Here is a 24,825-nt window from a genome sequence, read left to right as displayed (position 1 = left end):
GTTGAGAGAACATCCGAAATAACTGCTAGAAATCAAAGTAAATATATTTTGAACCGCCTTCAGGAGCTAACACCCAAACTGCATAGAGACAGAGCGGAATTAGAAATAGCTTGATGTGCCAGGTCAGTTGAAGTTTTAAGCCCCGATTGAGCAGATAAGCGAATCCCATTCCTACGAAAATTGCGCCCAGCAATAGAGAAATCTGGAGCGGATAAAGCCCGATCGCTTCTCCATAAATTTTTTGAGAAAACTGAGCATCGGCTGATTGTCCGATCAGTCTTTGGACGACGACCAGGGAATCTCTAAAGTTCGGTAGCCGGAAGAATATCCACGCCGTAAAGACCATAAGCTGAGTGGCAAACCAGGCAGTCACGATTCCTGGAATGGTTTGCCAAAACTGTTCGAGTTGAGGAGACTGGCGCGATCGTAGATCGACCCATCGATGCACCGCTAAGGCGACTCCGTGCAGTCCGCCCCAGACCACAAATCCCCACGCTGACCCGTGCCAAACGCCTGCGATTAGCATCACGATAATCAGATTCACATACGTCCGAGTTTGCCCTTTGCGAGAGCCGCCCAGCGGAAAGTAGAGATAGTTTCGCAGCCAGTCGCCCAGGGTGATGTGCCAGCGTCGCCAAAAATCAGCAATGCTGGTGCTGAAATAAGGAAAGTCAAAGTTTTGAGGCAGATTGATTCCTAACAAAAGGGCACTGCCTCGCGCCACATCGACATAGCCGCTGAAGTCGAGATAAAGCTGTAGTCCGTAGGCAATAATCGCCAGCCACAAATTGCCGCTTCCGGCACGTTGGGCGTTATCAAAACTGAGTTTGACGAGAATATCTAAGCGATCGGCAATCAGTCCTTTTTTAACAGCACCGCAGGCAATCAGCCACAGCCCTTCTGTAATTTGGTCGATCGCCGGAAATTTGAGCGATTGCAGTTGTCCGGCAAAGGCGTGATAGCGAACGATCGGACCCGAAATCAGCTTGGCAAAAAACAACTTGTAAGCCGCGAACTTCAGAAATTCTTGTGCCGCAGGTGCGCCCCGATAAACATCCACTAAATAAGCAATGCACTCAAAACAGAAAAAACTCAGCCCCCACGGGACGATGACGTGTTGAGTCGTCCAGTCTGCACTTTGTTGAGCGATTGACCACCCTAACCCCGGCGCGATCGACGACAAAATGAACGGTAGATATTTAAAACTCAGCAGTAGTAAAACATTCGTCACGACTCCAAAGGTCAATAGCTTGATGCGTCGGCGATTCCAATCTTGTTGGGCAAACTGCCAGTCTTCAATCCGCCAATCAGGAGGTGCCCCGATCGCTTGCCCCAAACTAAAGTTAATCCACGTTGCCGCTAATAATAGAGGAATGTATTGAGCTTGCAGCGAGGCATAAAAAATTAGACTTGCGATAAACAGCAGCCACGATCGCAGCCACGACTGCTGCACCGACCAATAAATCCCGATCACACTAAGCAGAAATAAGCCGTAAAGCGGAGAGAGAAACGTCATGATTAGCGTTCTAAAGAACAGCGTCCTAGCGGCATAGTCTACTGTTAAATCGATCGCCTGAAACTTTTTTCTCAAACGATTGTAAAACGCTGCCTTAACGCTGATGAGTCTCAAACACGGGTCGGACCTTTTCGGGGGTCAATAGCACGTAGCAAAGAGAGCGATGCGACCAAATTGCTTCAATTTGCAATCAAGAAATGCCTAATGCTCCTTACCAATGGACACTCTCTCAACCGTCCCAAATCATTGCCCCATTCATTAAGATCTTGAGCAATAATGTCGTCAAGCGTTTAACTGTCCTTATGCCCACGACCAGACTTGGTTGTGGGCAGTTTTATTTTGAAGGGAACGATCGAGCCACGTTAAGCACGATTGCCAATGGCTTCGGTCAAAGTCGAGCCGTTGAGCGCATACACTCTAGAAGTTGCCAAACATTGAGCACACCCACAGCTTGTATACGCTGCCACTTGGCTGCTCTGAGGCGTGAGTGCTGGGGTGACTACCGGGGCGACGCTCGGAAGTGAATACGCTTGAGCTACCCCAAAATTGAGATTCCAGCCCAGATCTCTGAGAGAAGCCAGCGTCATTTGGCTGAGCGGAGTGGCGATTCCTGGATTTTCTGCATAGGGGGTCATCAATTCTGGGTCAAAGCGAGTTTCATCCCAGTGAGAAAATGCACCCGCCTCGATCGGGACTGCTGCCTGGGTAGAACTGCCCATCAATTCTCCATACGCCCACCCTGCGTAGGTATTGGCGTTATAAGTCGCGTTGGTGCGGTTGACCAGATTCTTGCCAAAGTTAAAAATCTGCCTCGTCGAATCCATAAATTGGACAGGCTCCCATAAGGTGCCAAAGCCCAAAACATGGGCAAACTCATGAATCATGATGTCGCGTAAATAGGTCGGATTGGCATTAAACTCAGCAAACCGACGCGCATTGAGGGTGCTGGCTCCACTGCTGATGATCAAATTAGGACCGTCTAGAGCAAATTGCGGTCCAGAGAGCGCCAGCGTTCCAGTGTCAGCATTGCCATTGCTGTAGACCAGGCTTTTGCCCGTGATCGTGACGGCTAATTGATTCGATCGAGTGATCGCACTGCGGCTCGTGATTGCGTTTTCCCAAAATTTTGCTGCTTCGCCGATCGCCGCTTTTGCCGCGTCGGTCAATCCAGTCAACCCCTGAGTTAAATCAAGCTTAAACTCAAATTTTTGGTCATCGCTGACCGCTGGAGTGAAATTGGTTGTCAGTGAGTAGTTTGCTGTCTGACCGCCGTAGCTCATCACTTGAGCATAATAGTTGCCTGCGGTCAAAAATCGTCGAATCGACTCGCTAACGGTGCCTCGCTCCCACTGCCACGCCAACACTTCGCCCGCATCGATCGCCCCATTCTGGTTGACATCTTGAATCAGCCGCACATCTGCATCGCCCGTCAACCCCGTCAAACTGGCGTTAAAGACTCCAGATTGAGCGATCGTAAACTGATAGAAATCACTGGGACGGTTCGCGCTCACCTGAGCACCCCTTGAAAACGCTGCTGACGGTTCAGCGATCGCCGTTGCTAGAGTTCCTGATGCTGTGAGCGCCGATAAGCTAGCTAGAGGCGCAGCGACCACGCCCACGGATGGAGGCCCTTCGATCGGGTGGCGCAAAACGCCCATGATTTTCCAATTCACATCAGGAACCGTGATCAGCGCCACTGTATCCACGACTTCAACGCCATTCATCAACCAAAGGCTGTTGGCACCCGTGCTAGAGTTACGCCACACCAAGTCGGCTTTGCCATCGTGATTAAAATCACCAACGGTTGCGATCTGCCAATTCAGGTCTACGACAGGCGGCAAAACACGCTTTTCAGCGATCGTTGTTCCGTTGGTCACCCACCAGAAATTTTCCCCAGTAGCGGAGTTTCGCCAAAGCACATCGACCTGCCCATCTTGGTTAAAGTCGCCTGTGCCTACGATGTTGAGGTTGGCATCTTTGAGGGTTGGTAAGTATGGAGTATTGCCGATCGAAGTTCCATTCATCACCCACCAGGCAACCGAACCATCGGACTTATTCCGCCAGAGCAAATCGACTTGTCCATCCTGGTTAAAGTCACCCGTTCCAACAATCTGCCAAGTGGGATCTTTGACTGCCGGAGTGGTTAAGTAAACAGCTTGGGCGATCGCGGCACCATCCATGATCCACCAGGCAAGTCTGCCATCAGAGTTTCGCCAGAGAATGTCGTCTTGTCCGTCTCGGTTAAAGTCACCTGTTGCGGTCAATTGCCAATTTGGGTCTTTTACGGAAGTCAGATCACGATTTTTGACATATCGGGTTCCGTCCATCGACCAGCTTGTGTTTGTCCCTCCGACTGAGTTTCGCCAGAGAATGTCTGTTTGAACGCTGCTCTGAGCAGAGGCGACTCGCAGACCATCAGTGCTGAGAGGTGGACGGTCAGAATTAAGCAATGGTGAAGCGGTAAGCAGGTCATTAGTGGTGTCCATGACAACTGCTCCAAAATCGCTCAACCACAAAACTGACAGACCCAGACGCACACACGACTGGCTGATCTAAACTAACAAAAGTTTTACACCTATTCACATTGACTCCCAATGTTACCGATACTAGAAGTGCTGCCCTGAAAGCCTCTGTGAACTTTCAGGGCTTTCAGGCTCTACCTAGAGGATTTTGCATGGTAAATGGTAGATGCTTAAGGTAGTTAATCTCACCTAAAAGAAGTCCGTGATGCCCTGATAATTACTCTACATCTTACAGAGGAAAGACCGCAAATTTTCGGGGTAGTTGTTAAGTTCTGATGAAGTTAGACCAATCGCCAAATGAATGGGTAACGGTAGGGTCGACCGGAGTCTCCTAACACTGATACGATCGCCAAAATCGGCATCACAAAACTGGCAGCAAATAGAGCAATGCCCAGCACAATCGCGATCGGGATGCCAATGACCGTAACCGCTAGCACTCCGGCAAGTGCGGCATAAAGGTAAAGATTAATGTGAAAATTGATTGCTTCTCTGGCGTTTCCTTTGACGATCTCGTCCTCAGAGATCAATAAAATGGCGACTGGGATGCCGATCGAGACCAGCAAAGAACTCAAGAAGATTGACCCGTGACATAGAGCAGATAACAGCTTGCGTTGATCAGAGTTTTGCATAATCGTCAGCTTCCAAGGTTGAAATTCTTTTGAGATTTTTCTGTGAGGATATCTAGAGTCAGACGTGAGTAATTCACGTACCTTTTACCTCTCACCCCTGACTCCATTTCTCGTTATCTTTAAGGTATTGTAAAACTTCTGGCTCCCTCAGAATTTATCCTTTGGATCTAAGCATGTCCACTGAACTTCAGGCTGAATTGCAGACAGCAGTTGAGCGTCGCCGCAACTTTGCGATTATTTCTCACCCCGATGCGGGCAAAACGACCCTGACTGAAAAGCTGCTGCTCTATGGAGGCGCAATTCACGAAGCAGGAGCCGTCAAAGCGCGTCGTTCTCAACGTCATGCTACGTCGGACTGGATGGCAATGGAGCAACAGCGTGGCATCTCAATCACCTCGACAGTGCTGCAATTTGAGTATCAAAACTGTCAGATTAACCTGCTCGACACCCCCGGACACCAAGACTTTAGTGAAGACACCTACCGGACGTTAGCCGCTGCCGACAACGCGGTGATGCTGATCGATGCTGCCAAAGGCTTAGAGCCGCAGACTCGCAAACTCTTTGAAGTGTGCAAACTACGATCGCTACCCATTTTCACCTTTGTGAATAAGCTCGATCGTCCCGGTCGCACGCCGCTAGAGCTATTGGACGAAATCGAGCAAGAACTCGGCTTACAAACCTATGCGGTCAATTGGCCGATCGGCATGGGCGACCTTTTTCAAGGAGTCTACGATCGTCGTAGTCAGCAGATTCACCTATTTGAGCGCAGTGAACACGGCAAGAAAGAAGCGATCGACACCGTGATTGATTTAGGTGATCCGCGCATTGAGTCATTGTTAGAGCAAGGGCTTTATCGCCAGTTTAAAGACGAGTTAGAACTGATCGAGGGCGTTGGACCCGAACTTGATTTAGAAGCCGTTCATCAAGGCAAAATGACTCCCGTTTTCTTTGGGAGTGCGATGACCAACTTCGGGGTTGAGCTATTTCTAGATGCGTTTCTCGACTATGCACTGAAGCCCGGAAATCACGAGAGCAATCAAGGTGAGATTGCGCCGACCTACCCAGAATTTTCGGGATTTGTGTTTAAGCTTCAGGCAAACATGGACCCCAAACACCGCGATCGGGTCGCCTTTGTGCGAGTCTGTTCGGGCAAGTTTGAGAAAGATATGACCGTCAGCCACGCTCGAACTGGAAAAACGGTGCGCTTGTCTCGTCCTCAAAAGCTATTTGCTCAAGATCGAGAAGTGATCGAAGAAGCCTACCCCGGCGATGTGATTGGGTTGAACAATCCGGGCGTGTTTGCGATCGGAGACACGATCTACAGCGGGCAAAAGCTGGAATATGAAGGCATTCCTTGCTTTTCGCCAGAGTTGTTTGCCTATTTGAGAAACCCCAATCCGTCTAAGTTCAAACAGTTCCGCAAGGGCGTGTCTGAGCTGCGAGAAGAAGGTGCCGTTCAAATTATGTATTCTGCCGACGAAGCCAAACGTGACCCCATTCTGGCAGCCGTCGGACAGTTGCAGTTTGAAGTGGTGCAGTTTCGGCTACAAAATGAATATGGAGTCGAGACGACGGTAGAGTGGCTTCCTTACACGGTGGCTCGATGGGTCGAGGGCGGCTGGGAAGCGCTGCAAAAAGTAGGGCGAATCTTCAACACCTTGACAGTTAAAGATAGTTGGGAGCGTCCCGTTTTGCTGTTTCGCAACGAGTGGAACTGTCAGCAGCTTCAATCTGACCACCCTGAGTTGAAATTGAACTCGATCGCTCCCGTAGTTTCTGGGAAAGAGCCAACCGCACTCTAAGGTATCCTAAAAGCGCTGTGCGTTTAGGCAATCTATGACTTCTTCCCCCGATTCAGCTTCGGGCACCAATCTTGAAGCAGGTCTGGCAGCGATTAAGCAAGGCAACTACCCTCTAGCGATTCAACAGTTAGAGCGATATCTCGTCTCTCAAGCGGGTGCTTTAGAGCAGCCCGACTCGATCAAGGCGCGAATGTGGCTGGCAACGGTCTATGTGCGAAGTGGGCAACCTAAAAAAGCGATCGCCGTCTGCCAACAGTTGCGTGACAGCCCAAACGCCAAGCTCAGAGAGTGGGCAAGTCAGACCTTAGAGGAGATTGAGCAGCGCTATCCGACGTTGGGCAAGGGGACGAATTCTGATGCTGAAGCTGCTGACTTAGCCGGGTTTGTTCCCTTGCAGTCTGAGGCTAGTGGAACGCGATCGGTCTTCATTCCCCCCACCAAATCAGCGGCAGCAGATCAGCCATCTGTCGAGAATTCAGAGTCTCCGTCACCCATCCATCCCCCATCCATCGTTAAAAAATCATCCGCCACTACTCCGCCTCAAGCCCCTTCAATCTGGCGTAGTGCAGGACGATCGCAGCGTTGGCAACCGTTAAATAAACTCAATCCGGCTCGATTGCAGTGGGCAGAAATGGCAACTCCGATCGGGCTTTTTCTGCTGATCGCCAGCGTGTTTGCAGTTTTGAACGGAGTTGGTCTTCTCTGGTTCAGATTCATCACCAGTGTTTTGCGCTGGAGCAGTCCTATTCCATCACTAGAGATTCCAGTCGTACAGATTCTAGTGATTTTGGGCGGGTTGTTTGTCGTCTCTCCTTGGCTACTCGACGCACTGCTGAAAGGGCTATATAACCTGCATCCTCTTTCAGCTAACACGTTAGGAGGATATAGCCCAGAAAGTTATCGAGTCATTCAGCGCTTTTGTCAGCAGCACAAAATGCCGTTGCCTCGCCTGGGAGTGGTGCCGTCTCAAGCTCCTCTGGCGTTTACCTACGGGTCGTTGCGGCGATTTTCTCGAATCGTGGTGAGTCAAGGGTTGCTCGACCAACTGGCGGATGACGAAATCGCTGCCATTTATGCAGGTGAACTCGGTCATATTCTGCACTGGGACTTTAGTCTGATGTCTTGGGTGACACTCATCACTCAAATTCCCTACGCGCTTTATGGGCAGGCAGCAGAGGCAGGAGACTTGCTGCGAGCCAGAAGTGCGCTCCGAAAGCGGGAAAGTAAGCTTATGGCGGTGTTGCTCGGCATCGGAGCAGATTTGCTGGCGATCGGGTCTGCTCTCAGCTACAGTTCTTATTGGCTGCTGCGCTGGTCGGGGCTGTGGCTCTCAAAACAGCGAGTGATTTACAGCGATCGGGCTGCCTGCAATTTAACCGGAAACCCAAACGGGCTGATTCGGGCGTTGGTGAAAAGCGCGATCGCAACGGCTCAAACCATCCAGCGAGACGCCAAAACGGATTATCTGCTAGAAAGTTTTGATCTCCTCACGCCTGTAGGATGTCGCAGTGCCCTAAGTTCAGGCAGTGTCTATCCGTATACATCTCTAGAGTCCCTGCTGGCTTGGGATTTGGTGAACCCCGATCGAGGTTGGCTGGTGTTGAATAACTCGCACTCGTTGATGGGCGATCGTCTGCAACGCCTCACTCACTACGCTCTTCACTGGCAGCTAGAGCCAGAGATAGACCTTCCATCAGCGCCGTCTCATCGCAACCCGCGATCGATTCTCTTGCAGGGTGCGCCATTTTTTGGACTCGCGGCGGGATACCTCGTCGCTCAGATTCTCTGGTTTGCGGCTCAGATCGCCTATCGATTTGGAGTGCAGCAAATTTCCTGGCTAGCGAGTGATTACAGCCTTTTTGCAGGCTTCATGATGATTGGGTTAGGCATCGGAATTTTTCTTCGCTTCAATGCCTTTTTTCCAGAACTCAAAAATCTGGAGCTGAGTCGATCGTCTTCACAAGATGAATCAGACTCGCCATCTCTTGTAGACTTGCTGACAAACCCCAATGCGCTGCCGATCGACCGTCAACCCATTCGCCTCGAAGGAACGCTGCTAGGACGGGCTGGCATCGCCAACTGGTTAGGGCAAGATTTACTTCTACAAACTTCAAAAGGATTGATTAAACTGCATTACCTGTCGCAGTTGGGCGCGATCGGAAATCTGCTTCCTCAAGCCACCCGTCCCGCTGATCTAGTCGGGCAGTCTGTGCGGGTGACAGGCTGGTTTCGTCGCGGGGCAACGCCCTGGATTGATATGGACACAGTTCGTTCAGGGGCACAAATCAGCCGGAGTGGGCACCAAGTTTGGTCTACGCTGCTCGCAGGCACCGCCATTCTCTTTGGGCTGTTCCTAATCGTTTAGGAGACCCCAGCTTGTAAAGATTAGTTGCACCCACTGCGCTAGAGTGTTACATTTCTTTACAGGAGTTTGATGCCCCCAGACGTGGTTCAGTCCTGTATCTCGCGATTAATGTGGCTAAAGTGTCTCGGTCTCGTTATTTCTCCTCCCAACACAGCAAGCTTAACCAGCCGATCGAGTTTCGATGGCTGGTTTTTATATCTGCCTTTAGGTAGGAAAAAAGGAGGGGTAAGTTCAGTTTATGAAGCGGGGATCACGCTAGAGACGGAAATCTGCTGTTGGCGAAGTTCAGCGTGAGTCAGCATGGTACTTTAAGAATGGCGTGAACATTCTGGGGAAACAGTTGAAAGTTAATGTTTAGCCTGAGTCCTCCAGCAGTGACCAAAAACTTAAGGAAGATTGTTCTCAATTCATCTGGGGGCAGTCGTCAGCCGATCGCTGAACGTCTAAAGTTTGACGAATTACCTGAGTTGTTGCGGTTGGCGAGGGGAGGATGGCAGTTTCTCATCGGTCTATCTAGCCCATCCTTAGCCAACATCAGGTGGACGCTCTCAAAGTAAGTGTACTAGGATTCAAAGTCTGGAGGTTCTCACAATGTCTATTCGTTTATATGTTGGCAATTTGCCAGAAGACCTGACGCGGCAAGAACTCGAAGCCGTGTTTGCAGAAGAAGGAGACGGGGTTTCAGCCAAGCTGATTACCGATCGTAAAACGGGCAAGTGTCGTGGTTTTGGGTTTGTCACCGTTAAAACCGATGAGTTAGCCGATCAGTTGATCGAAAAATTTAACGGTCTTCAAGTTAAAGACAACGCCATCAAAATCGAAAAGGCTCTGCCTCGCACCAAGGAGACAGAAGACCAACCCGAAGGAAGTGCACCCGCTCCGGTTAGTGCGCCTTCGTCTGGCGGTGCTCGTCGCAAGGGTGGCACTAACAACGCCAATACTAAGACCCGCAGCACGACCACCACGGCATCGGCTAATCCTGACTCGATTCAACCTGACCCACGCTGGGCGCAAGATCTTGAGAAACTCAAGCAACTCTTGGCGACTCAAACCACCAACTCTTAAGAGTTTCAGCATCCTTGACAGAGGCTCGATTCTTGAGAGTTTTTCAAACTACCACAGGCGGTTTAGCCTGATTGTGCTGACGCTTATTGAATTGGGAGCAGCGTTATAGCTACTTTGCTTCTGCTTCGGTGAGCGTCAACTCCTAAAGTATTTCACGTCGATCGCTGCCAGACTTGATCTTTAATTTAGCAGGTCACATTTGAGAAAAAGACGCTCGATCGAGCGTCTTTTTCTCAAATGTGCAGGATTCTTGGGGCATCTTATAAGAGAAGAGCCGTTTCGAGTTTCACGCTATGCCTCATTCGAGTGATCAAGCCCCATTTCCTTGGGGAGCGCTCAAATCTTCTACGATCGCTCTCATTGCCCTGGCTGGTGGGGTTTGGATGCTTAATTTGCCCTTTGCTCCGCTTCGATGGGCAGTGGCTAAATCGGCACCTGTTTTACTGATTCCCAGTTTTATCAGCATGGATCAGAACTATCGACAGGCGATCGTCAACATCAAGCAAGCCGATCAGTTAGTCAATCAAGCCACGTCTCCAGCCGATTTTGAGTTAGGCAAAACCAAAGCAAATGCTGCTCAAAAAAACCTGGACGCTCTGCCTGTGTGGTTTGTGGGCTACTATCCGAGTCAATATTGCAGCTTATTTCGCTGTGGCTGGAACTTTACGATCGATGAGTTTCGCTCTGCCCGTGAAACGGTTGCCCGTATGGATGCCACACTATTTCAGGAAGACAACGCCCGCACTCAGATAGAGCAGGCAGATCAGGCGATCGCGGAAGCCCAACAAGCCTACCGTCAGACAACCGATCTGCCCGGACAGAGTAAAGCGATCGCGCAATGGCAGGCAGCGATCGACACCCTGCAAGAGATTCCGTCAAAAACGCTGGCAGGTCACATGGCGCAAGGTAAGCTCAGCGCTTATGAGCGAGATTTTCAACAAGTCGTTGGGTTCACCAAAGACAACACTCGCACGGGAAGCCTGATCACTGTCGCCAAGCAGTTTGCCGAAGAAGCCACCCAGTTGGCAAAAAATCCGCCCCATTCTCTAGCAGAACTAGAGGAGATTCAAAAATTCTGGAAGACCGCGATTGATCGTTTGAGCAACATTACAGACAAAGATCCCGACTACGTTGCAGCCCAACGGCAACTCGTCGGCTATCAGAAGTCGTTAAGTGGAGTCCAAGTGCAAATGAAAGCCGAACAGGAGTCCGTGCAGGCATTTGACGAAGCTCAACGGCTGAAGAAAAACCTGCTGGCTGTGACAACAAACGACCCGCAAGGCATCGATCGAGGTCGCGTCGCTAGCGAACTGCAAGCTATTATTGACGAGCTAGCTAAAGTGAAGCCCGGCACGACTCAATACTCAGACGCGCAAAAACTAATGAAATCTGCCCAAAATCGGCTGAAATAGCGTCACTTAACTCTTTAGAATACTAGGTAACGTAATTTCGAGGTGGGCGATGGCAATCAAGAAAGGTGACTTGGTTCGCGCGGTGCGGGAAAAGCTAGAGAATAGCCTGGAAGCCAAAGCCAGTGATTCTCGGTTTCCGAGCTATATTTTTGATACAAAAGGCGAAGTGATCGATCTAAAAGGTGACTTTGCCTTCATCAAATTTGGCATTGTTCCGACTCCTAATGTCTGGCTGCGAGTCGATCAGCTAGAGCCGTTTGCGTAGGAAATTGAGCGTTGCTGAATCGATGGATGAAGCACGGATTTTACCCTCACCCTAGCCCTTTCCCTAATGGAGAGGAGACAAGAGTTCTGGCTTTTTTCTCCTTGGGGAGTAAGGGTTGGGAATGAGGGCATTTCATATCTGCGTTTAGCAACGCCGGAAATTGCAGTCTCATCGAGTCTCGATCGACTGAACTTCGCTCATTCCATAGCGCTGAATTAGTGGGTTGAGCGAAGTCGAAACCTACAGCCAACTGCACAGAGGATTTTATTTCTACGCAAGCCCTAAGCCGATCGAGCACTTGATTTGCAAAACATCTCACGAAACGTCCCTACATGCCTTAGAAGTGTCTGATAATCGCGTCTGCAAACTCAGAGCACTTCAGTGGTTCGACCGGAGGCTCCATCATGCGCGCTAAATCGTAGGTGACTTCGCCGTTGGCGATCGCGGCGCTCAATCCTTTCTTGATTAAATCCGCCGCTTCTTGCCAGCCCATAAACTCCAGCATCATCACGCCAGACAAAATCAAAGAACCGGGATTGACGCGATCGAGTCCGGCGTGTTTAGGAGCCGTGCCGTGAGTCGCTTCAAAAATGGCAGAAGAATCGCCAATATTGGCACCAGGACCCATTCCCAAACCGCCCACGATCGCCGCCGCTGCATCGGATAGATAATCGCCGTTCAGATTCATTGTCGCTAAAATTGAATATTCGTCAGGGCGCGTCTGAATCTGCTGAAAAATGCTGTCAGCGATGCGATCGTTGACCATCACTTTCTCCTTCCACTGTCCGTTTCCATGGGTGTCCCAAATCGCATCCAAGACCGATTTAACCTCCTCACAAATGGCGGCTTGCTTCTCAGAAGTCAGGGAATCATAACCGGGATCGATTTGACGGGCGTTATCTTCGAGCGACAGATTTGGATTCTTTTCTTTGTTGCCAAGAATCCACGACTCGCGCTCAGTCACACACTCGGCTCGAAACTCGTCGATCGCCAGCTCATAGCCCCAATCGCGAAACGCCCCTTCGGTGTATTTCATGATGTTGCCCTTGTGAACCAGCGTCACCATTTGCTTATTTTTGGGCAAACGTAGCGCGTGCTGCATTGCTCGACGAACGAGACGCTGCGACCCTTTTTTGCTAATCGGTTTAATGCCGATTCCCGAATCTAAAGGAATCTGCTTTTTACCGTGTTCGGGCGTGTTGGGAATCAGGTCTTCGTTGAGAAATTTGATTAAACGATCGCCCATCTCACTGCCCTGTTTCCACTCGATCCCCAGATAAATATCTTCGGTGTTCTCGCGATAGATAATCACATCCAGCTTTTCGGGTGTTTTGTGAGGCGACGGAGTGCCGTTGTAATATTTGCAGGGACGAACACAGGCGTAGAGGTCAAAAATTTGACGAAGGGCGACGTTTAGCGATCGAATGCCACCCCCGATCGGAGTCGTCAAAGGACCCTTGATCGCTACCCCAAACTCTCGAATTGCGGCTAGCGTGTCTTCGGGTAAATACTGATAGGTGCCGTATTGCTCACACGCTTCGTCACCTGCGTAAACCTTAAACCAGGTGATTTTACGCTGATCCCCGTAGGCAGCTTTGACAGCAGCATCAAACACCTTTTCAGACGCGGACCACAAGTCGATCCCTGTGCCGTCACCGCGAATAAACGGGATAATTGGATAGTCGGGCACGATCGGTTCACCCTCTTTAAAGGTGATGGCTGAACCTGTAGCGGGAGGGGTAATTTTTTCGTACATAATTCTAGGAGAGAGTCAATTACAAACGTGAGGATCGCTGCTGTTTTGGTAGGCTACCAGAATTTTGTGAAGCCTGATAGACCCCGTATTACCTATTTCTTCATCAATTCTTGATACTAAATTCAGTAGAACTCAGCAATATCAAAGAATTCTAAAATACGATGAGGTGGCAAGAACTATTTTTGTCGAGAGTTTAGCTCGTCTCGTCCAATCATTTTGTGTGTATTCCTGCTAACGATTGTCGAAAGCCAGTTATGGGCGACTTAATTGACCGCTTGGAGACGTGAATGAAGAAAATTCTTGTAGTCGATGACGATACAACTTTGCGGACCGCGCTGACCCGATATTTAGAAAAGAGAGGATACCAGGTTCAAGATGCCGCATCGGGGCTAGAAGCCTTTAAGACTTTTGAAAAAGACCCCGCCGATCTGATTGTCTCCGACGTGCTGATGCCCGAAATGGACGGATACGAGTTCTGTCGTCGGCTTAGAGCCATACGATCGGGTCAATTAGTGCCGTTCATCTTCTTATCCAGCAAAAGCGACGTAGACGACCGCGTTCAAGGGCACTCGATCGGAGCAGATGACTATCTGATCAAACCGTTTGAGCCAAAAGAACTGCTGGCAAAAATCGAGGCACAGCTAGAACGATCACGCCGGACGCACTCCGAAATCGTCCGCCTGATGCAGCAATCTAAAGGCGTTCCTGCCCCTGCTCCAACTCCGCTCCCGTTAACCCCTGCCGAAGAAAAAGTTTTTTGGGAAGTCATTCAGGGTTACACCAATAAACAAATTGGCGATCACTTGTTTGTTAGCCCCCGCACGGTGCAAACTCATCTCAGCAACATTCTCAGCAAACTTCAGTTAGAGAATCGATCGCAGCTAGTCCGGTTTGCGTTTGAGCAAGGATATCGGCTCCCCGGCAACGAACATTCTTCTCAACCGGAAGTCGCTGAGAACTAAACTGTTGAGATGGAGAATATTTCTGGTATTTATAGTCTGAGTGAGCTAAAACAGGCGATCGCGGCTGATCCCCAAATTTGGCGACCTCTCGTGTTCACCAATGGCTGTTTTGATTTGCTGCACGCGGGGCACGTCCGATATTTGCAGGCTGCAAAATTGTTGGGACGATCGCTGGTCGTGGGGCTAAACAGCGATCGCTCGGTGCAAACTATCAAACCTCAGCCCGTTGGGGCACCCGCCAGACCGATCGTGCCCCAACTGCAACGCGCCGAAGTGTTAGCTGCTCTCAGATCAGTGGATGGAGTCATCCTATTTTCTGAGCCAACGGCGGCTCAATTAGTTGAAGCGCTTCAGCCAGAGATCTATGCTAAGGGAGGAGACTACAAAATTGAGACGCTGCCCGAAGCGGCGATCGTTCACTCTTATGGCGGTCGCGTCGAACTGATTCAAATTGAAGTTCCTAGCTCGACCAGTGCCATCATTCACCGCATCCTAAATCTTTAGGATTGTGGATTAAATAACTCCGAGAATTGCATATTCTCGGATAACCCTCATTCCCAACCCTTCTCTCTAGGGAGAAGGGAGCTAAAATCTTGTTCCCTCTCCCAAGGAGAGGGTGAGGGCAAATTCGGGTCTTATTTAATTCCCAATCCCTAGCCTTTCCCTGCTGCAATCTGGAATAAATCGTTTCATGACTAACTCAGATACCGCTTCGGTCAACATTCCCGCCAGCGTTGCTACCCTGCAATACAAGCTGCGATCGGAGCCAGAGAAAGTTCAGCTACAGATCATTGACGAGTTGATTGCCGAAGGAGACGCAGGCTTGGCAGTCTTGATGGAGTTTTTGCGAGAGCGTCAGCCTGACTTAGAGCAGGAACGATCGAGCAAAACTCCGGTTAAAGTCGTCGAGGCAAAAGTTTATCAAGCGCTGTTTAACACCCACGCCTCTCAGGTGGTCGATTTTCTTCAGCAGCACTTTCCGACCGGGACGGTGCCCTTACGATCGCAGCACAACCTTGACTATCTCCCGCTCCAGCAGCTTTTGGCAAAGCAAGAGTTTGAAGCAGCCGACAAGTTAACAATTCAAAAACTGTGTGAGCTTGCAGGGTCTGCGGCAGTGCAGCGTAAGTGGATCTACTTCACCGAGATTGAAAGCCTGTCGTCGATCGATTTGCAGACTATTAACGCCCTTTGGCTTGCCCACTCAGGCGGTCGGTTTGGTTTCTCGGTGCAGCGTGAAAGCTGGCTCGGTGTGGGCAAGAACTGGGACAAACTTTGGTCAAAGATTGGCTGGAAGTCTGGCAATAACTGGACTCGCTACCCCAATGGGTTTACCTGGAGTCTCGACGCTCCGAGAGGGCATCTGCCGCTGTCTAATCAACTGCGCGGCGTGCGGGTGATTGCAGCTCTGTTGGAGCATCCTGCCTGGTTTGAGTGACGCTCTATTCATTCTTAAGTAAAAATGTTGAAGATTTAGGAGAGTTTTCGATCGCCTCAGTCGTCTAGTTCGCAAACTTCAGTAATCTCCCTTGCCTACAACCGTTCACATGGCAGAGGGTGAGGGCAGTCTTGAAATAGATGAAGACTATTCTACAAAGAAGTCTCTTCAATTACAGGATCTCACGGACTTATCGATAGGGGTTGGGGTTGGAATGGGAATCCCTGAAAGCAGACTTTTTTGTCGCTTAGATGGTTTAACGGTTGCAATGCGTGAGCATCAGCGTCTGTCACGACTGACAGCGTTGGGCTTGCTAGAAACAGACAGCGTTCCAATTTTTGAGGAGGCGACTCAGACCGCCGCTCACTTTTTAGAGTCTCCTATCTGCATCCTGAGCTTGATGGATCAAGACCGCCAGTGGTTTAAGTCGGCGGTTGGGCTGTCTCGATTGGGCTTGATGAACGGTCTGGCAATATCGCGCGAAATGCCTCGCGATGAGTCGTTCTGCGCTCATGTCGTAGACAGTCATCAAGTGTTGACGATCGCAGACACCCTCGATCATCGAGCCTTCAGCAATAGCACTCTCACACAACAGTATGGAATTCGTGCCTATATGGGTGCTCCTCTGTTGACTTCGAGCGGTGAGTGCATCGGTTCGCTAGCAGTGATGGATCTGATGCCACGACTCTTCACGGCGAAAGACATCGAATTTTTGGCGCTCACTGCTCGTCTGGCTATGAGCGAGTATGAGCGCACTCACCTTGCGAAAATTCACGGAAAACAAGCCTTTACGATCGCCCTTCAGTCCCCTAGCCTCGCACCTAAGCCTGTCAAGTGTGAGCTACTCGCTCAACTCACTCAAGAGTTGCGAACTCCTCTCACTTCAGTAATGGGGATGGCAAGCGTCTTAAATCGAGAAATCTATGGACCTCTGACCCCCAAACAGAAAGAATACCTAGACATCATTCACCAAAGTGGGCAATATTTGCTGTCTTTAGTGAAAGAGATTTTAGAACTGTCACAAATGGATGACAGCGCCCGATCTCTGAATCTTTCTTCTGTTGAGGTCGCGATGCTGTGTGAGCAAGCCATCAGCAGCTCAGAGCAAGCCGCCTACCGTCGAGAGCAAACGATTCGGCTTTCGGTCGAGCCTGGAAACCGCGTCTGGATGCTAGACAAAGATAAGATTCGGCAGATGCTTTATCACCTACTGTTTAGTGTGATTCAAGTGTCTAACGCCGGAAGTCTAATCCGCCTCCACGTCTCGCACAAGGGAGGCGGGTTGAGGCTAACTGTTTGGTCATCTCACCCGTGCTTTGGCGACGAGATGGGCTACTCAGAGATCTACACGCCTACCGGGTCTGCTGCTCTAATGAGCCTCGACTATGACGGTTACACCAATAGCAATGGCTTATCAGAGTATAACCAGATGACTACCGCGATCGCCGAGTATGAAGCCGTGCCAGCTACGATCGAGGCAGACGTTCCTCGCCGAGACTTAGGATTGCTGTTGAGCCATCAACTAGCAGAAATGCACGGCGGACAAATTCTCATTCAAGGTGGCTCAGAGCCGGGATATCGATATGTGGTTACTCTTCCCCGGTTAAGCGCGCCTAGCTGATTGGGTGATGCCCCTTGCCAAAGATCCGTTTTTGAGGATAATTGACCATAGCCTAAATGCGGCTTGGCTATTATTCTCTGAGGCTTTGGGGATCGCTTATGAATTCGGTTTGGCAACAGGTCACACTCTCTGCGATGCCGCTCTATCGGTGGCGCGGCGCTAGCTATTTGCATCGATTAGTCGGACCGTTGCAAGCGTGGCGTAAGCGCAGTGTGCTGATGCAGTGGGCAGACCCGATCGGAGCGGCACTTCTGAGCACGGTTTTTGGGTTGACTCCCTTTGTGTCGAGTGACTTGACGGGGGTGCTGCTGTTCGCGTGCGGCTGTTATTGGGCACTGCTGACAATTTCAGACGATCGGGGCTTTGACTCAGAGCAAAAAGCGGCTTTAGGATCAGGGTTAACGCCCATTCATTTAATGGTGTCGCTGTTTTGGGGAGTCGCCACGATCTCTGCCGCGATGTCTCCGGTCAAGAAATTGGCGTTTACAGGATGGAGTAAGCTAACCCTTTATATCGTGCTGTTTGCGCTGGCGGCGCGGGTGTTGAGATCACCTCGTCTGCGATCGTGGCTAATCACGCTCTTTTTACACGTCGCGCTGCTGATGAGCGTTTATGGCATTCATCAACAGTTTTTTGGGGCAGAGGCGCTGGCGACGTGGGTTGATCCAGAATCTCCAAATGCTGATGCCGTGAGAGTTTATAGCTTTTTAGGAAACCCAAATCTGCTGGCGGGTTATTTGCTGCCTGCGATCGCGCTCAGTGTTGCCGCAATATTCGCCTGGAGGGGCTGGGTTCCAAAACTTTTGGCGGTGACGATGACGGTGGCGAACTTCATGTGTCTCTACTACACGGGGAGTCGGGGCGGCTGGATTGGCTTAGTGGTGTTGATGCTTACCTTGCTGGTGCTGGTGCTGTATTGGTGGAGTGTGGGGATGCCGCGCTTTTGGAGAATTTGGGCACTTCCGATCGCGATCGGCACCGTTGCTGGATTGTTTGCTTTGGCGGTGATCACGATTCCTCTGTTGCGCTATCGAGTCGCCAGCATCTTTGCGGGACGAGGTGACAGCAGCAACAATTTTCGTCTCAATGTATGGACTTCAGTTTTGCAAATGATTCATGACTATCCCGTGTTGGGGATTGGTCCCGGTGATCCCCCGTTCAAAAAAATCTATCCGCTTTATCAGAGAGCAAAATTTAGTGCGCTCAGTGCTTACTCGATTCTCTTAGAGGTGACGGTTGAGATGGGAATGATTGGTTTATTTTCGTTTTTGTGGCTGTTGTTGGTGACGTTTAATCAGGGATTTGTGCAACTGAAGCGGCTGAGACAGATGAGCGATCGAGATGGTTTTTGGCTAATTGGCATCATCGGTGCTTTAGCTGCTATGTTTGCCCACGGATGTGTTGATACGGTACTCTACCGTCCAGCAGTGAATACGCTTTGGTGGCTGATGATCGCGCTGATTGCTAGTTTCTATACCTATCAGCCGACCGCGGACGATGATTCGATCGCTGAATAGGTGGCGTGCAAAATCCCGCTTACAAAAAAGCCTTTCAGATGCTGTGATCCGAAAGGCTCTTCGTAAATCTGAGGTTAGACTACTTTGACACTAGGGATCGATCCAACGATCGTCCCCTTTAATCAAATTAATCAACTCCTCAACGCCATCTGCTTCCGGCACTTTCTTGATCTCATCTCGACCCCGATAGAGGGAAATCAGTCCGGCTTGCTTGCCCACATAGCCATAGTCAGCGTCCGCCATCTCACCCGGACCGTTGACAATACAGCCCATCACCGCGATGTTCAACCCGGTTAAGTGCTGCGTCGCATCTCGCACTTTATGCAAGACTTCCTCTAGGTTAAACAGCGTGCGCCCGCAAGACGGACACGCCACATATTCGACCATCGTTCTCCGCAGCCCCAAGGCTTGCAGAATGCCATAACAGACCGGAATCTCTTTCTCAGGCGCTTCGGTCAGAGAGACGCGAATCGTATCGCCGATGCCTTCTGCCAACAGGGTGCCGATCCCGGCGGTGGATTTGATGCGTCCATATTCACCGTCTCCGGCTTCGGTCACGCCCAAATGGAGCGGGTAATCCATGCCTAACTCGTTCATGCGTTTGACCATGAGGCGGTTAGCAGCCAGCATCACAGGCACTCTCGATGCCTTGAGCGAGAGTTCAATATGATGAAAATCGAGCGATTCACAAATGCGAATAAACTCTAGAGCCGACTCGACCATGCCCTCTGGCGTATCGCCATAGGTAAACAGCATCCGTTCAGACAAAGAGCCATGATTGACCCCAATCCGCATCGATTTGTTTTGGTCGCGCAAAGAAACGACCAGCGGTTCTAGCGTTTCGTAGATCTTGTCACCAATCTCTTTAAATTCTGCGGCTGTATATTCGGTGCGATCGCTCTTGGGTTTTTCAAACACATAGAGACCGGGATTGATCCGCACGTTATCGACATATTTCGCCACTTCGAGCGCGATTTTCATGCCGTTGTGGTGGACATCTGCCACTAGGGGCACAGGCTGATAGGTTTTGTGGAGCCGATCACGAATCTCTTCCATCGCCTTTGCGTGCGCCATGCTGGGCACCGTCACACGGACAATTTCGCAGCCGATTTCATGCAGCCGTCGAATCGCTGCTACCGATCCCTCAATATCCAGGGTGTCTTCGTTGATCATCGACTGCACCGCGACCGGATGACTGCCTCCGATCGTGATGCTGCCAACCGGGACGGGACGAGTTTTGCGACGGTGAATCGTCGGGTCAGTAGAAAGCTCACTAGAAATCGGAGCAGACGGAACGGGAGTTGACAAAGTTTGCATACGGCTGTTGTTAAGATTCGACAGCAAAGAAATAGAATTAAAATTCTCTCTGTCTCTCAGATTGCCACAGATGGAGCCGTTTTGACTGATTTGTAGCGCACAGTGCAAAAAATGCTCGATTTGCTCACCGAGCCGATGAAACCAAATGTCGAGATTCTGGCTCTACCGCGCCAGACATGGCGGTGCAATGAAGGCTTAAATCAAGGGAGTTCTAGCGCGATCGTGCCCAATATTCCTTTACGAAAGTCGTTGAGGATCTGACGCGCCGATCGCTCAACGTCTCCTTTATATTTCCGCTCTGCTAACGCTTCCAAATAGCTTGCCCCCGTCAACTCAGCCGAATCGACTCCATATCGGGCTGCTAGCGGGCGATCGCTCTGCAACTGTTTGAGCAAATCGACGAGCGATGCCGCGACGCGCTGATTGTCGTAGGCAGCTTCACCAATGTCATCACAAATTGCCAGTTTGATCGCTGCTTCTTGATCAGTGAGCTTGTTGGGCAAAACGCCTGGGGCATCCAACAATTCAATCTGATCAGAGATTCGCACCCATCGCAGTTGACGCGTGACTCCGGCACGGCGAGAACTCTCAACGGCTCGACGATTGAGCAATCGATTAATCAACGCAGATTTTCCCACATTTGGGAAGCCAATCACGACTGCCCGAATCGGTCTGGGTAACATACCGCGATCGCGCCTCCGCTCATTCACCTGTACGCCTGCGTTTTGCACTGCCTGAGCCACTGCCTCAATGCCTTTGCCGTGTTGAGCATCGGTGAAATTGGGTTCTTGTCCGCGCGATCGAAACCACTGCGTCCACTGCTGACGAGTTTGGGCGGGGATCATATCGGTGCGGTTGAGCACCAACACTTGCCCTTTGCTGCCGATCCACTGATCGACTTGAGGGTGATGCGTGGACATGGGAATTCGAGCATCCCGCACTTCTAACACGACATCGACTCGCTTAAGCTGCTCAAAGAGCGCTCTTTCTGCTTTGGCGATGTGACCGGGATACCATTGAATGGGGGGAGAAGACATGGGAGGAAGGAGGAATGCGAGTGAATACTGAAAAAGGCTTGCTCTCAATGGCAGACTTCTATCTTAGAGACTTTTCAGCCCCTATCTAGATTCCCTTCATGCCTTTTTGCAGACTATCGTCCCTTTTATTGATAGTTTAGGAGGCTTCTCTTGCCCCAATTTTCTAGAAGGCTGGCTCCTCGATCGGTGACCCAAGTTCAGCCGCCGTTAGAATTCATTGCTCCAGATCTTGATCTCACCGTGGTCAATCTCGTGCGGCGCGCACTGCCGCTCTGGATGCGATTTAAAACTCCGCTCACTCGCGTCGAAGCCGAAAATGTTGAGCAACTCGCCCATCTCTATCAGCAGTTTCAATCGGGCAAGGTGCGATTGCTGCTCGCGTTTCGCCATCCTAGCGTTCACGATCCGATTTGCGTTGGCTATTTGCTGCATTATTTGATGCCCAAAGTGGCACGACAGCAGGGCATCCGACTCAAGGCTCCTACTCATGCTCATTTTATATACGATCGCGGCATTCCTTTATGGGCTGGGTCGCTGGCGGGGTGGCTCTACTCTAAATTAGGCGGCACTCCGATTCATCGCGGCAAGCTCGATCGGGTCGGTTTACGGTCTGCTCGTGACCTGTTTGCAAATGGCGCATTCCCGCTCTTGGCAGCCCCCGAAGGCGCAACCAATGGGCACAACGAAACCGTCAGCCCTTTAGAGCCAGGAATCGCTCAGCTTGGCTTTTGGTGCGTTGAGGATTTGATCAAAGGGGGACGATCGGAAAAAGTTTTAATCGTGCCGATCGGAATTCAGTATCGCTATGTCACCCCTCCTTGGAAAGCGCTCGAAAAACTGCTCAGTGATCTAGAAGCCGATAGCGGACTGTCGGACGGGATGAACGATGAAAGCGGACGAACCAGAGAAGGGCATCTCTATCATCGGCTCTATCAGTTGGCAGAGCATTTGTTAACGGTGATGGAAGAGTTTTACACGCGCTTTTATCATCAGCCATTGCCGACCACTGCCGCAAAATCGTCTGAGATTGAAGGCGTTTCTCCTGGCTCAAATGCAGAGTTTGCCGTCCGTTTAGAGGCGTTGCTGAATGTCGCGCTGCAAGTAGCAGAACAATATTTCAACCTTCAGCCTAAAGGAAGCGTCATCGATCGCTGTCGCAAACTCGAACAAGCTGGATGGGATTATGTCTTTCGCGAAGATTTGCACCTAGAAACGCTGTCACCTCTAGGACGAGGACTCGCCGATCGCGTCGCTGAAGAAGCGAACCTTCGCATCTGGCACATGCGTCTAGTCGAAAGCTTTGTCGCGGTCACAGGCAAATACGTCCTAGAAAAGCCCAGCGCCGAGCGTTTTGCCGAAACGACCTTATTGATGTGGGATGTAATCACCAAAATCAAAGGTGGCAATGCCCTCAATCGCCCAAAATTAGGTAAACAATGTGGCTATGTGACGATCGGACAACCTATTTCAGTCTCCGATCGTTGGGACACTTATCACAGCAATCGCCGCGCCGGAAAACAAGCCGTTTCTGATCTCACTCAAGACCTGCAAACTGCACTTGAACGTATGATTTTCTAGGGCAGGTCTCAAGAGACAGTCCGAAGCCTGATCATGGAGGTGGGGTTTGCTCTGGAGCTTGTTTGGGCTTGCTGCCCGTGTTGCGGACATTGACGATCTTGCTTAACAAATCGAACCAGAAGGGGGCACCCATCGCGATCGCAATGCCACTCAGCATCCAACCGAGCAACATCTTAAACCCCTCCCAAGGACGCGTTAAAAAAATCTGTGCTGTCAGTCCAATTTTATCGAAGAAAGAGAGCGCTCGGTTTTCGGGTTGACGATTGAGACAACTCGCAAACATCGTCGCCCACTCCTGCTCGCTGGTGACGTTTTCGCGGTTAATCGGCGCAGCCGGAGGACAGTCAAATTGCTTTGATAAGTTTGCCGGATTCCAGCTAATCGGTAGCGCTACATTTTTTAGCGCATCATTAGTTTGGTTGCGGATGTCGTCTAGCTCTTGGCGCAGAGGAGGTCTGGCTCCATTTACAGGAACCACGTCACTTGCCCGTTTTGTGATCACTTGTCTTAGATTTTCATCGCTAGAGAGACGATCAAACACATGGAAGGTATCGGCATTTATAAGTGAAGCGATCGTAATGCCAATCAAAATGGCAACGCCTTTTGCATTGCGTTTATAAACGCCCGAAGCGCGTGACATAGAGCGATCGAACCACAGTGAAACTTCTTCGCGCAGTTGATTAATGTCACTCTCAGTTTGCTTGACTCTAGTTTGAGCACGCCTCGCCAAAACCGCCAGACTTTCTCTAACTGGGGCAGGGAGCTTGGTTAAGCCTTTCTCAATCTCGACGTAGGATTGGTAATCTTGATACAGCGCATAGTCTTCTTCTGAAAGTTCTCTAATCGCAGCGTTGCGAAACAGATCACGCTGTTCATTCGCTAAGTCACTTAACTTTAGATTCAGAGGTGGGGTTTCAGAGTTGTTATAAGCATCAAGCCGTGCATTCATTGATGCATTTATTTTTTCGTTGATCGGCGGTAGCTTTGTTCTAATAATTGCGTAAGCATCTGTGATTTCTTTATAGACATCACTTCCTTGATTCACCATATCCGCAATTTCAGACAGCGAGGGTCTGAGTCCACCAGAGACGATCGCCCGTTCGTTGTCTACTCCAAAAATTCCCAGCTTAAAAGACTTTAGACGACCGATTAAAGGCACTCCTTCCGCTTCAGAGCCTGCTGGCGAACCTGCCAAAATAAAGCGATCGAGGCTTTCTCCCATTCGCTCAACGCACGTCTTTAAAGTGGCTTGCCTCGATCGAAAGTCTTTGAGAATGTCGTGATAGTCAGTCACCAATCCCACAAAGTTAGGATCGCTGCTTAAATCTGCCTGATCTGGATTTGCCTGCTCGACAATCTGCCTAATTTTTCCAGCTTCCCAGTGGTCTTTTAGGTCTTGACTCGTCGGAATCTCAACTCCGTCATTATCGTTGACTTTATAGGTTCCGACCAATCGGGTTGCAAATTTTTCTAGCCTGACTTCTGTGAGCTTATCGATTAATTTAGAGATTCCCAATCGTTCTAAAAGAGAAGTCGCAAACGTTTCGGGAGAAACGTAGGACGGACCTGTTGCCAGTTGTTCTCCATAAGCTCCTCTGCGATTGCTCGGAAATATTTTTGTGAACCGTCGAAACCAAAGGGCGATGCCTTCTGTGGCTCCTTGGTTCACATTTTTCAGCAGTGGGTCGTTATAGAGTTCATCTACCAGGGCTGTGACCTGCGCTTGGTGCTCAGGAATCTCTATGCCTCCACCTAAGAGAATCTCGATCGACTCCTTGAGATGCTTTGCCCGCCACTGCAACAGAGTTGTGATCAGTTCTTGAACTTCAGACGCGAGCAAACTCAGAATTAAATAAATAAACACTAAGCCGATCGCGACATCTAAAACAAAGGGTAGATTCATGCTCAATCACTCTGGGGCTAAGTAGGCGCTCGATTAGATACCGACAAGTTAATATACAGGCTTTTTTAAGTGTCGCTTCTTTCCTTAAAAAAAATTAAGCCCCCAATTGCTTGGAGGCTG

General features: G+C 50.2%; 18 protein-coding genes. 11 read left to right on the top strand and 7 right to left on the bottom strand.

The window, feature by feature from the left end:
• Window positions 1–25: 25 nt before the first annotated feature.
• The 3 genes from A8707_RS08975 to A8707_RS08965 form a co-directional block, all read right to left on the bottom strand.
• Window positions 26–1,591 (bottom strand): MBOAT family O-acyltransferase, encoded by a 1,566-nt coding sequence (locus tag A8707_RS08975; RefSeq protein WP_331711692.1) that lies wholly within the window; start codon window positions 1,589–1,591, stop codon window positions 26–28.
• A 287-nt stretch (window positions 1,592–1,878) separates the two neighbouring features.
• Entirely contained in the window at window positions 1,879–4,002 is a 2,124-nt protein-coding gene (locus A8707_RS08970) for an FG-GAP-like repeat-containing protein (RefSeq protein WP_156518453.1), read from the bottom strand.
• 317 nt (window positions 4,003–4,319) lie between these two features.
• Window positions 4,320–4,667 (bottom strand): DUF4870 domain-containing protein, encoded by a 348-nt coding sequence (locus A8707_RS08965; protein ID WP_068816466.1) that lies wholly within the window; start codon window positions 4,665–4,667, stop codon window positions 4,320–4,322.
• A gap of 173 nt (window positions 4,668–4,840) precedes the next feature.
• Here A8707_RS08965 and prfC point away from each other — a divergent pair, with 173 nt between their 5' ends.
• The 5 genes from prfC (at window position 4,841) to ndhO (ending at window position 11,576) form a co-directional block, all read left to right on the top strand.
• The gene (gene prfC / locus A8707_RS08960; RefSeq protein WP_068816465.1) at window positions 4,841–6,469 is read left to right on the top strand and encodes a peptide chain release factor 3; all 1,629 of its coding nucleotides are present in this window, start codon (window positions 4,841–4,843) and stop codon (window positions 6,467–6,469) included.
• A 34-nt stretch (window positions 6,470–6,503) separates the two neighbouring features.
• Window positions 6,504–8,834 carry a M48 family metalloprotease gene (locus A8707_RS08955; RefSeq protein ID WP_068816464.1) on the top strand — a complete coding sequence of 777 codons (2,331 nt, stop codon included), beginning with the start codon at window positions 6,504–6,506 and terminating at the stop codon, window positions 8,832–8,834.
• A 591-nt stretch (window positions 8,835–9,425) separates the two neighbouring features.
• Window positions 9,426–9,899, top strand: a complete 474-nt coding sequence (locus tag A8707_RS08950; protein WP_068816463.1) for an RNA recognition motif domain-containing protein — start codon at window positions 9,426–9,428, stop codon at window positions 9,897–9,899.
• Window positions 9,900–10,192: 293 nt separating this feature from the next.
• Window positions 10,193–11,311, top strand: a complete 1,119-nt coding sequence (locus tag A8707_RS08945; protein ID WP_197484701.1) for an ATP synthase subunit B family protein — start codon at window positions 10,193–10,195, stop codon at window positions 11,309–11,311.
• Window positions 11,312–11,360: 49 nt separating this feature from the next.
• Window positions 11,361–11,576 carry an NAD(P)H-quinone oxidoreductase subunit O gene (gene ndhO / locus A8707_RS08940; protein WP_068816462.1) on the top strand — a complete coding sequence of 72 codons (216 nt, stop codon included), beginning with the start codon at window positions 11,361–11,363 and terminating at the stop codon, window positions 11,574–11,576.
• Between the two features lie 337 nt (window positions 11,577–11,913).
• Here ndhO and A8707_RS08935 read toward each other — a convergent pair whose 3' ends face one another.
• The gene (locus A8707_RS08935; RefSeq protein ID WP_068816461.1) at window positions 11,914–13,332 is read right to left on the bottom strand and encodes an NADP-dependent isocitrate dehydrogenase; all 1,419 of its coding nucleotides are present in this window, start codon (window positions 13,330–13,332) and stop codon (window positions 11,914–11,916) included.
• Between the two features lie 287 nt (window positions 13,333–13,619).
• Between A8707_RS08935 and A8707_RS08930 the strand changes: the two genes are divergently transcribed.
• The 5 genes from A8707_RS08930 to A8707_RS08910 all read left to right on the top strand — a co-directional run bounded on the left by A8707_RS08930 (window position 13,620) and on the right by A8707_RS08910 (window position 18,870).
• Entirely contained in the window at window positions 13,620–14,294 is a 675-nt protein-coding gene (locus A8707_RS08930; protein WP_068816460.1) for a response regulator transcription factor, read from the top strand.
• A 9-nt stretch (window positions 14,295–14,303) separates the two neighbouring features.
• The gene (locus A8707_RS08925) at window positions 14,304–14,798 is read left to right on the top strand and encodes an adenylyltransferase/cytidyltransferase family protein (protein ID WP_197484700.1); all 495 of its coding nucleotides are present in this window, start codon (window positions 14,304–14,306) and stop codon (window positions 14,796–14,798) included.
• Between the two features lie 187 nt (window positions 14,799–14,985).
• A complete protein-coding gene (locus tag A8707_RS08920) occupies window positions 14,986–15,732 on the top strand; it encodes a GUN4 domain-containing protein (protein WP_068816459.1) in 747 nt (248 codons plus the stop codon).
• A 91-nt stretch (window positions 15,733–15,823) separates the two neighbouring features.
• Window positions 15,824–17,353: a GAF domain-containing sensor histidine kinase gene (locus tag A8707_RS08915; RefSeq protein ID WP_231947990.1), complete on the top strand. Its 1,530-nt coding sequence runs from the start codon at window positions 15,824–15,826 to the stop codon at window positions 17,351–17,353.
• 98 nt (window positions 17,354–17,451) lie between these two features.
• On the top strand, window positions 17,452–18,870 hold the full coding sequence (locus tag A8707_RS08910) for an IctB family putative bicarbonate transporter (protein WP_068816458.1): 1,419 nt from the start codon (window positions 17,452–17,454) through the stop codon (window positions 18,868–18,870).
• Window positions 18,871–18,960: 90 nt separating this feature from the next.
• Here A8707_RS08910 and ispG read toward each other — a convergent pair whose 3' ends face one another.
• Both ispG and ylqF read right to left on the bottom strand, forming a co-directional pair.
• A complete protein-coding gene (gene ispG, locus A8707_RS08905) occupies window positions 18,961–20,187 on the bottom strand; it encodes a (E)-4-hydroxy-3-methylbut-2-enyl-diphosphate synthase (protein ID WP_068816457.1) in 1,227 nt (408 codons plus the stop codon).
• Between the two features lie 200 nt (window positions 20,188–20,387).
• A complete protein-coding gene (gene ylqF, locus A8707_RS08900) occupies window positions 20,388–21,224 on the bottom strand; it encodes a ribosome biogenesis GTPase YlqF (RefSeq protein ID WP_068816456.1) in 837 nt (278 codons plus the stop codon).
• Between the two features lie 150 nt (window positions 21,225–21,374).
• Between ylqF and A8707_RS08895 the strand changes: the two genes are divergently transcribed.
• On the top strand, window positions 21,375–22,802 hold the full coding sequence (locus A8707_RS08895) for a 1-acyl-sn-glycerol-3-phosphate acyltransferase (protein WP_231947989.1): 1,428 nt from the start codon (window positions 21,375–21,377) through the stop codon (window positions 22,800–22,802).
• A 31-nt stretch (window positions 22,803–22,833) separates the two neighbouring features.
• Here the strand turns inward: A8707_RS08895 and A8707_RS08890 are convergent, their stop codons facing one another.
• On the bottom strand, window positions 22,834–24,705 hold the full coding sequence (locus A8707_RS08890) for a hypothetical protein (protein ID WP_068816455.1): 1,872 nt from the start codon (window positions 24,703–24,705) through the stop codon (window positions 22,834–22,836).
• Between the last annotated feature and the right edge of the window lie 120 nt (window positions 24,706–24,825).

Source organism: Phormidesmis priestleyi BC1401, from assembly GCF_001650195.1.
Classification (GTDB): domain Bacteria; phylum Cyanobacteriota; class Cyanobacteriia; order Leptolyngbyales; family Leptolyngbyaceae; genus Phormidesmis_A; species Phormidesmis_A priestleyi_B.
This window is presented reverse-complemented; position numbering and strand designations above follow the sequence as displayed.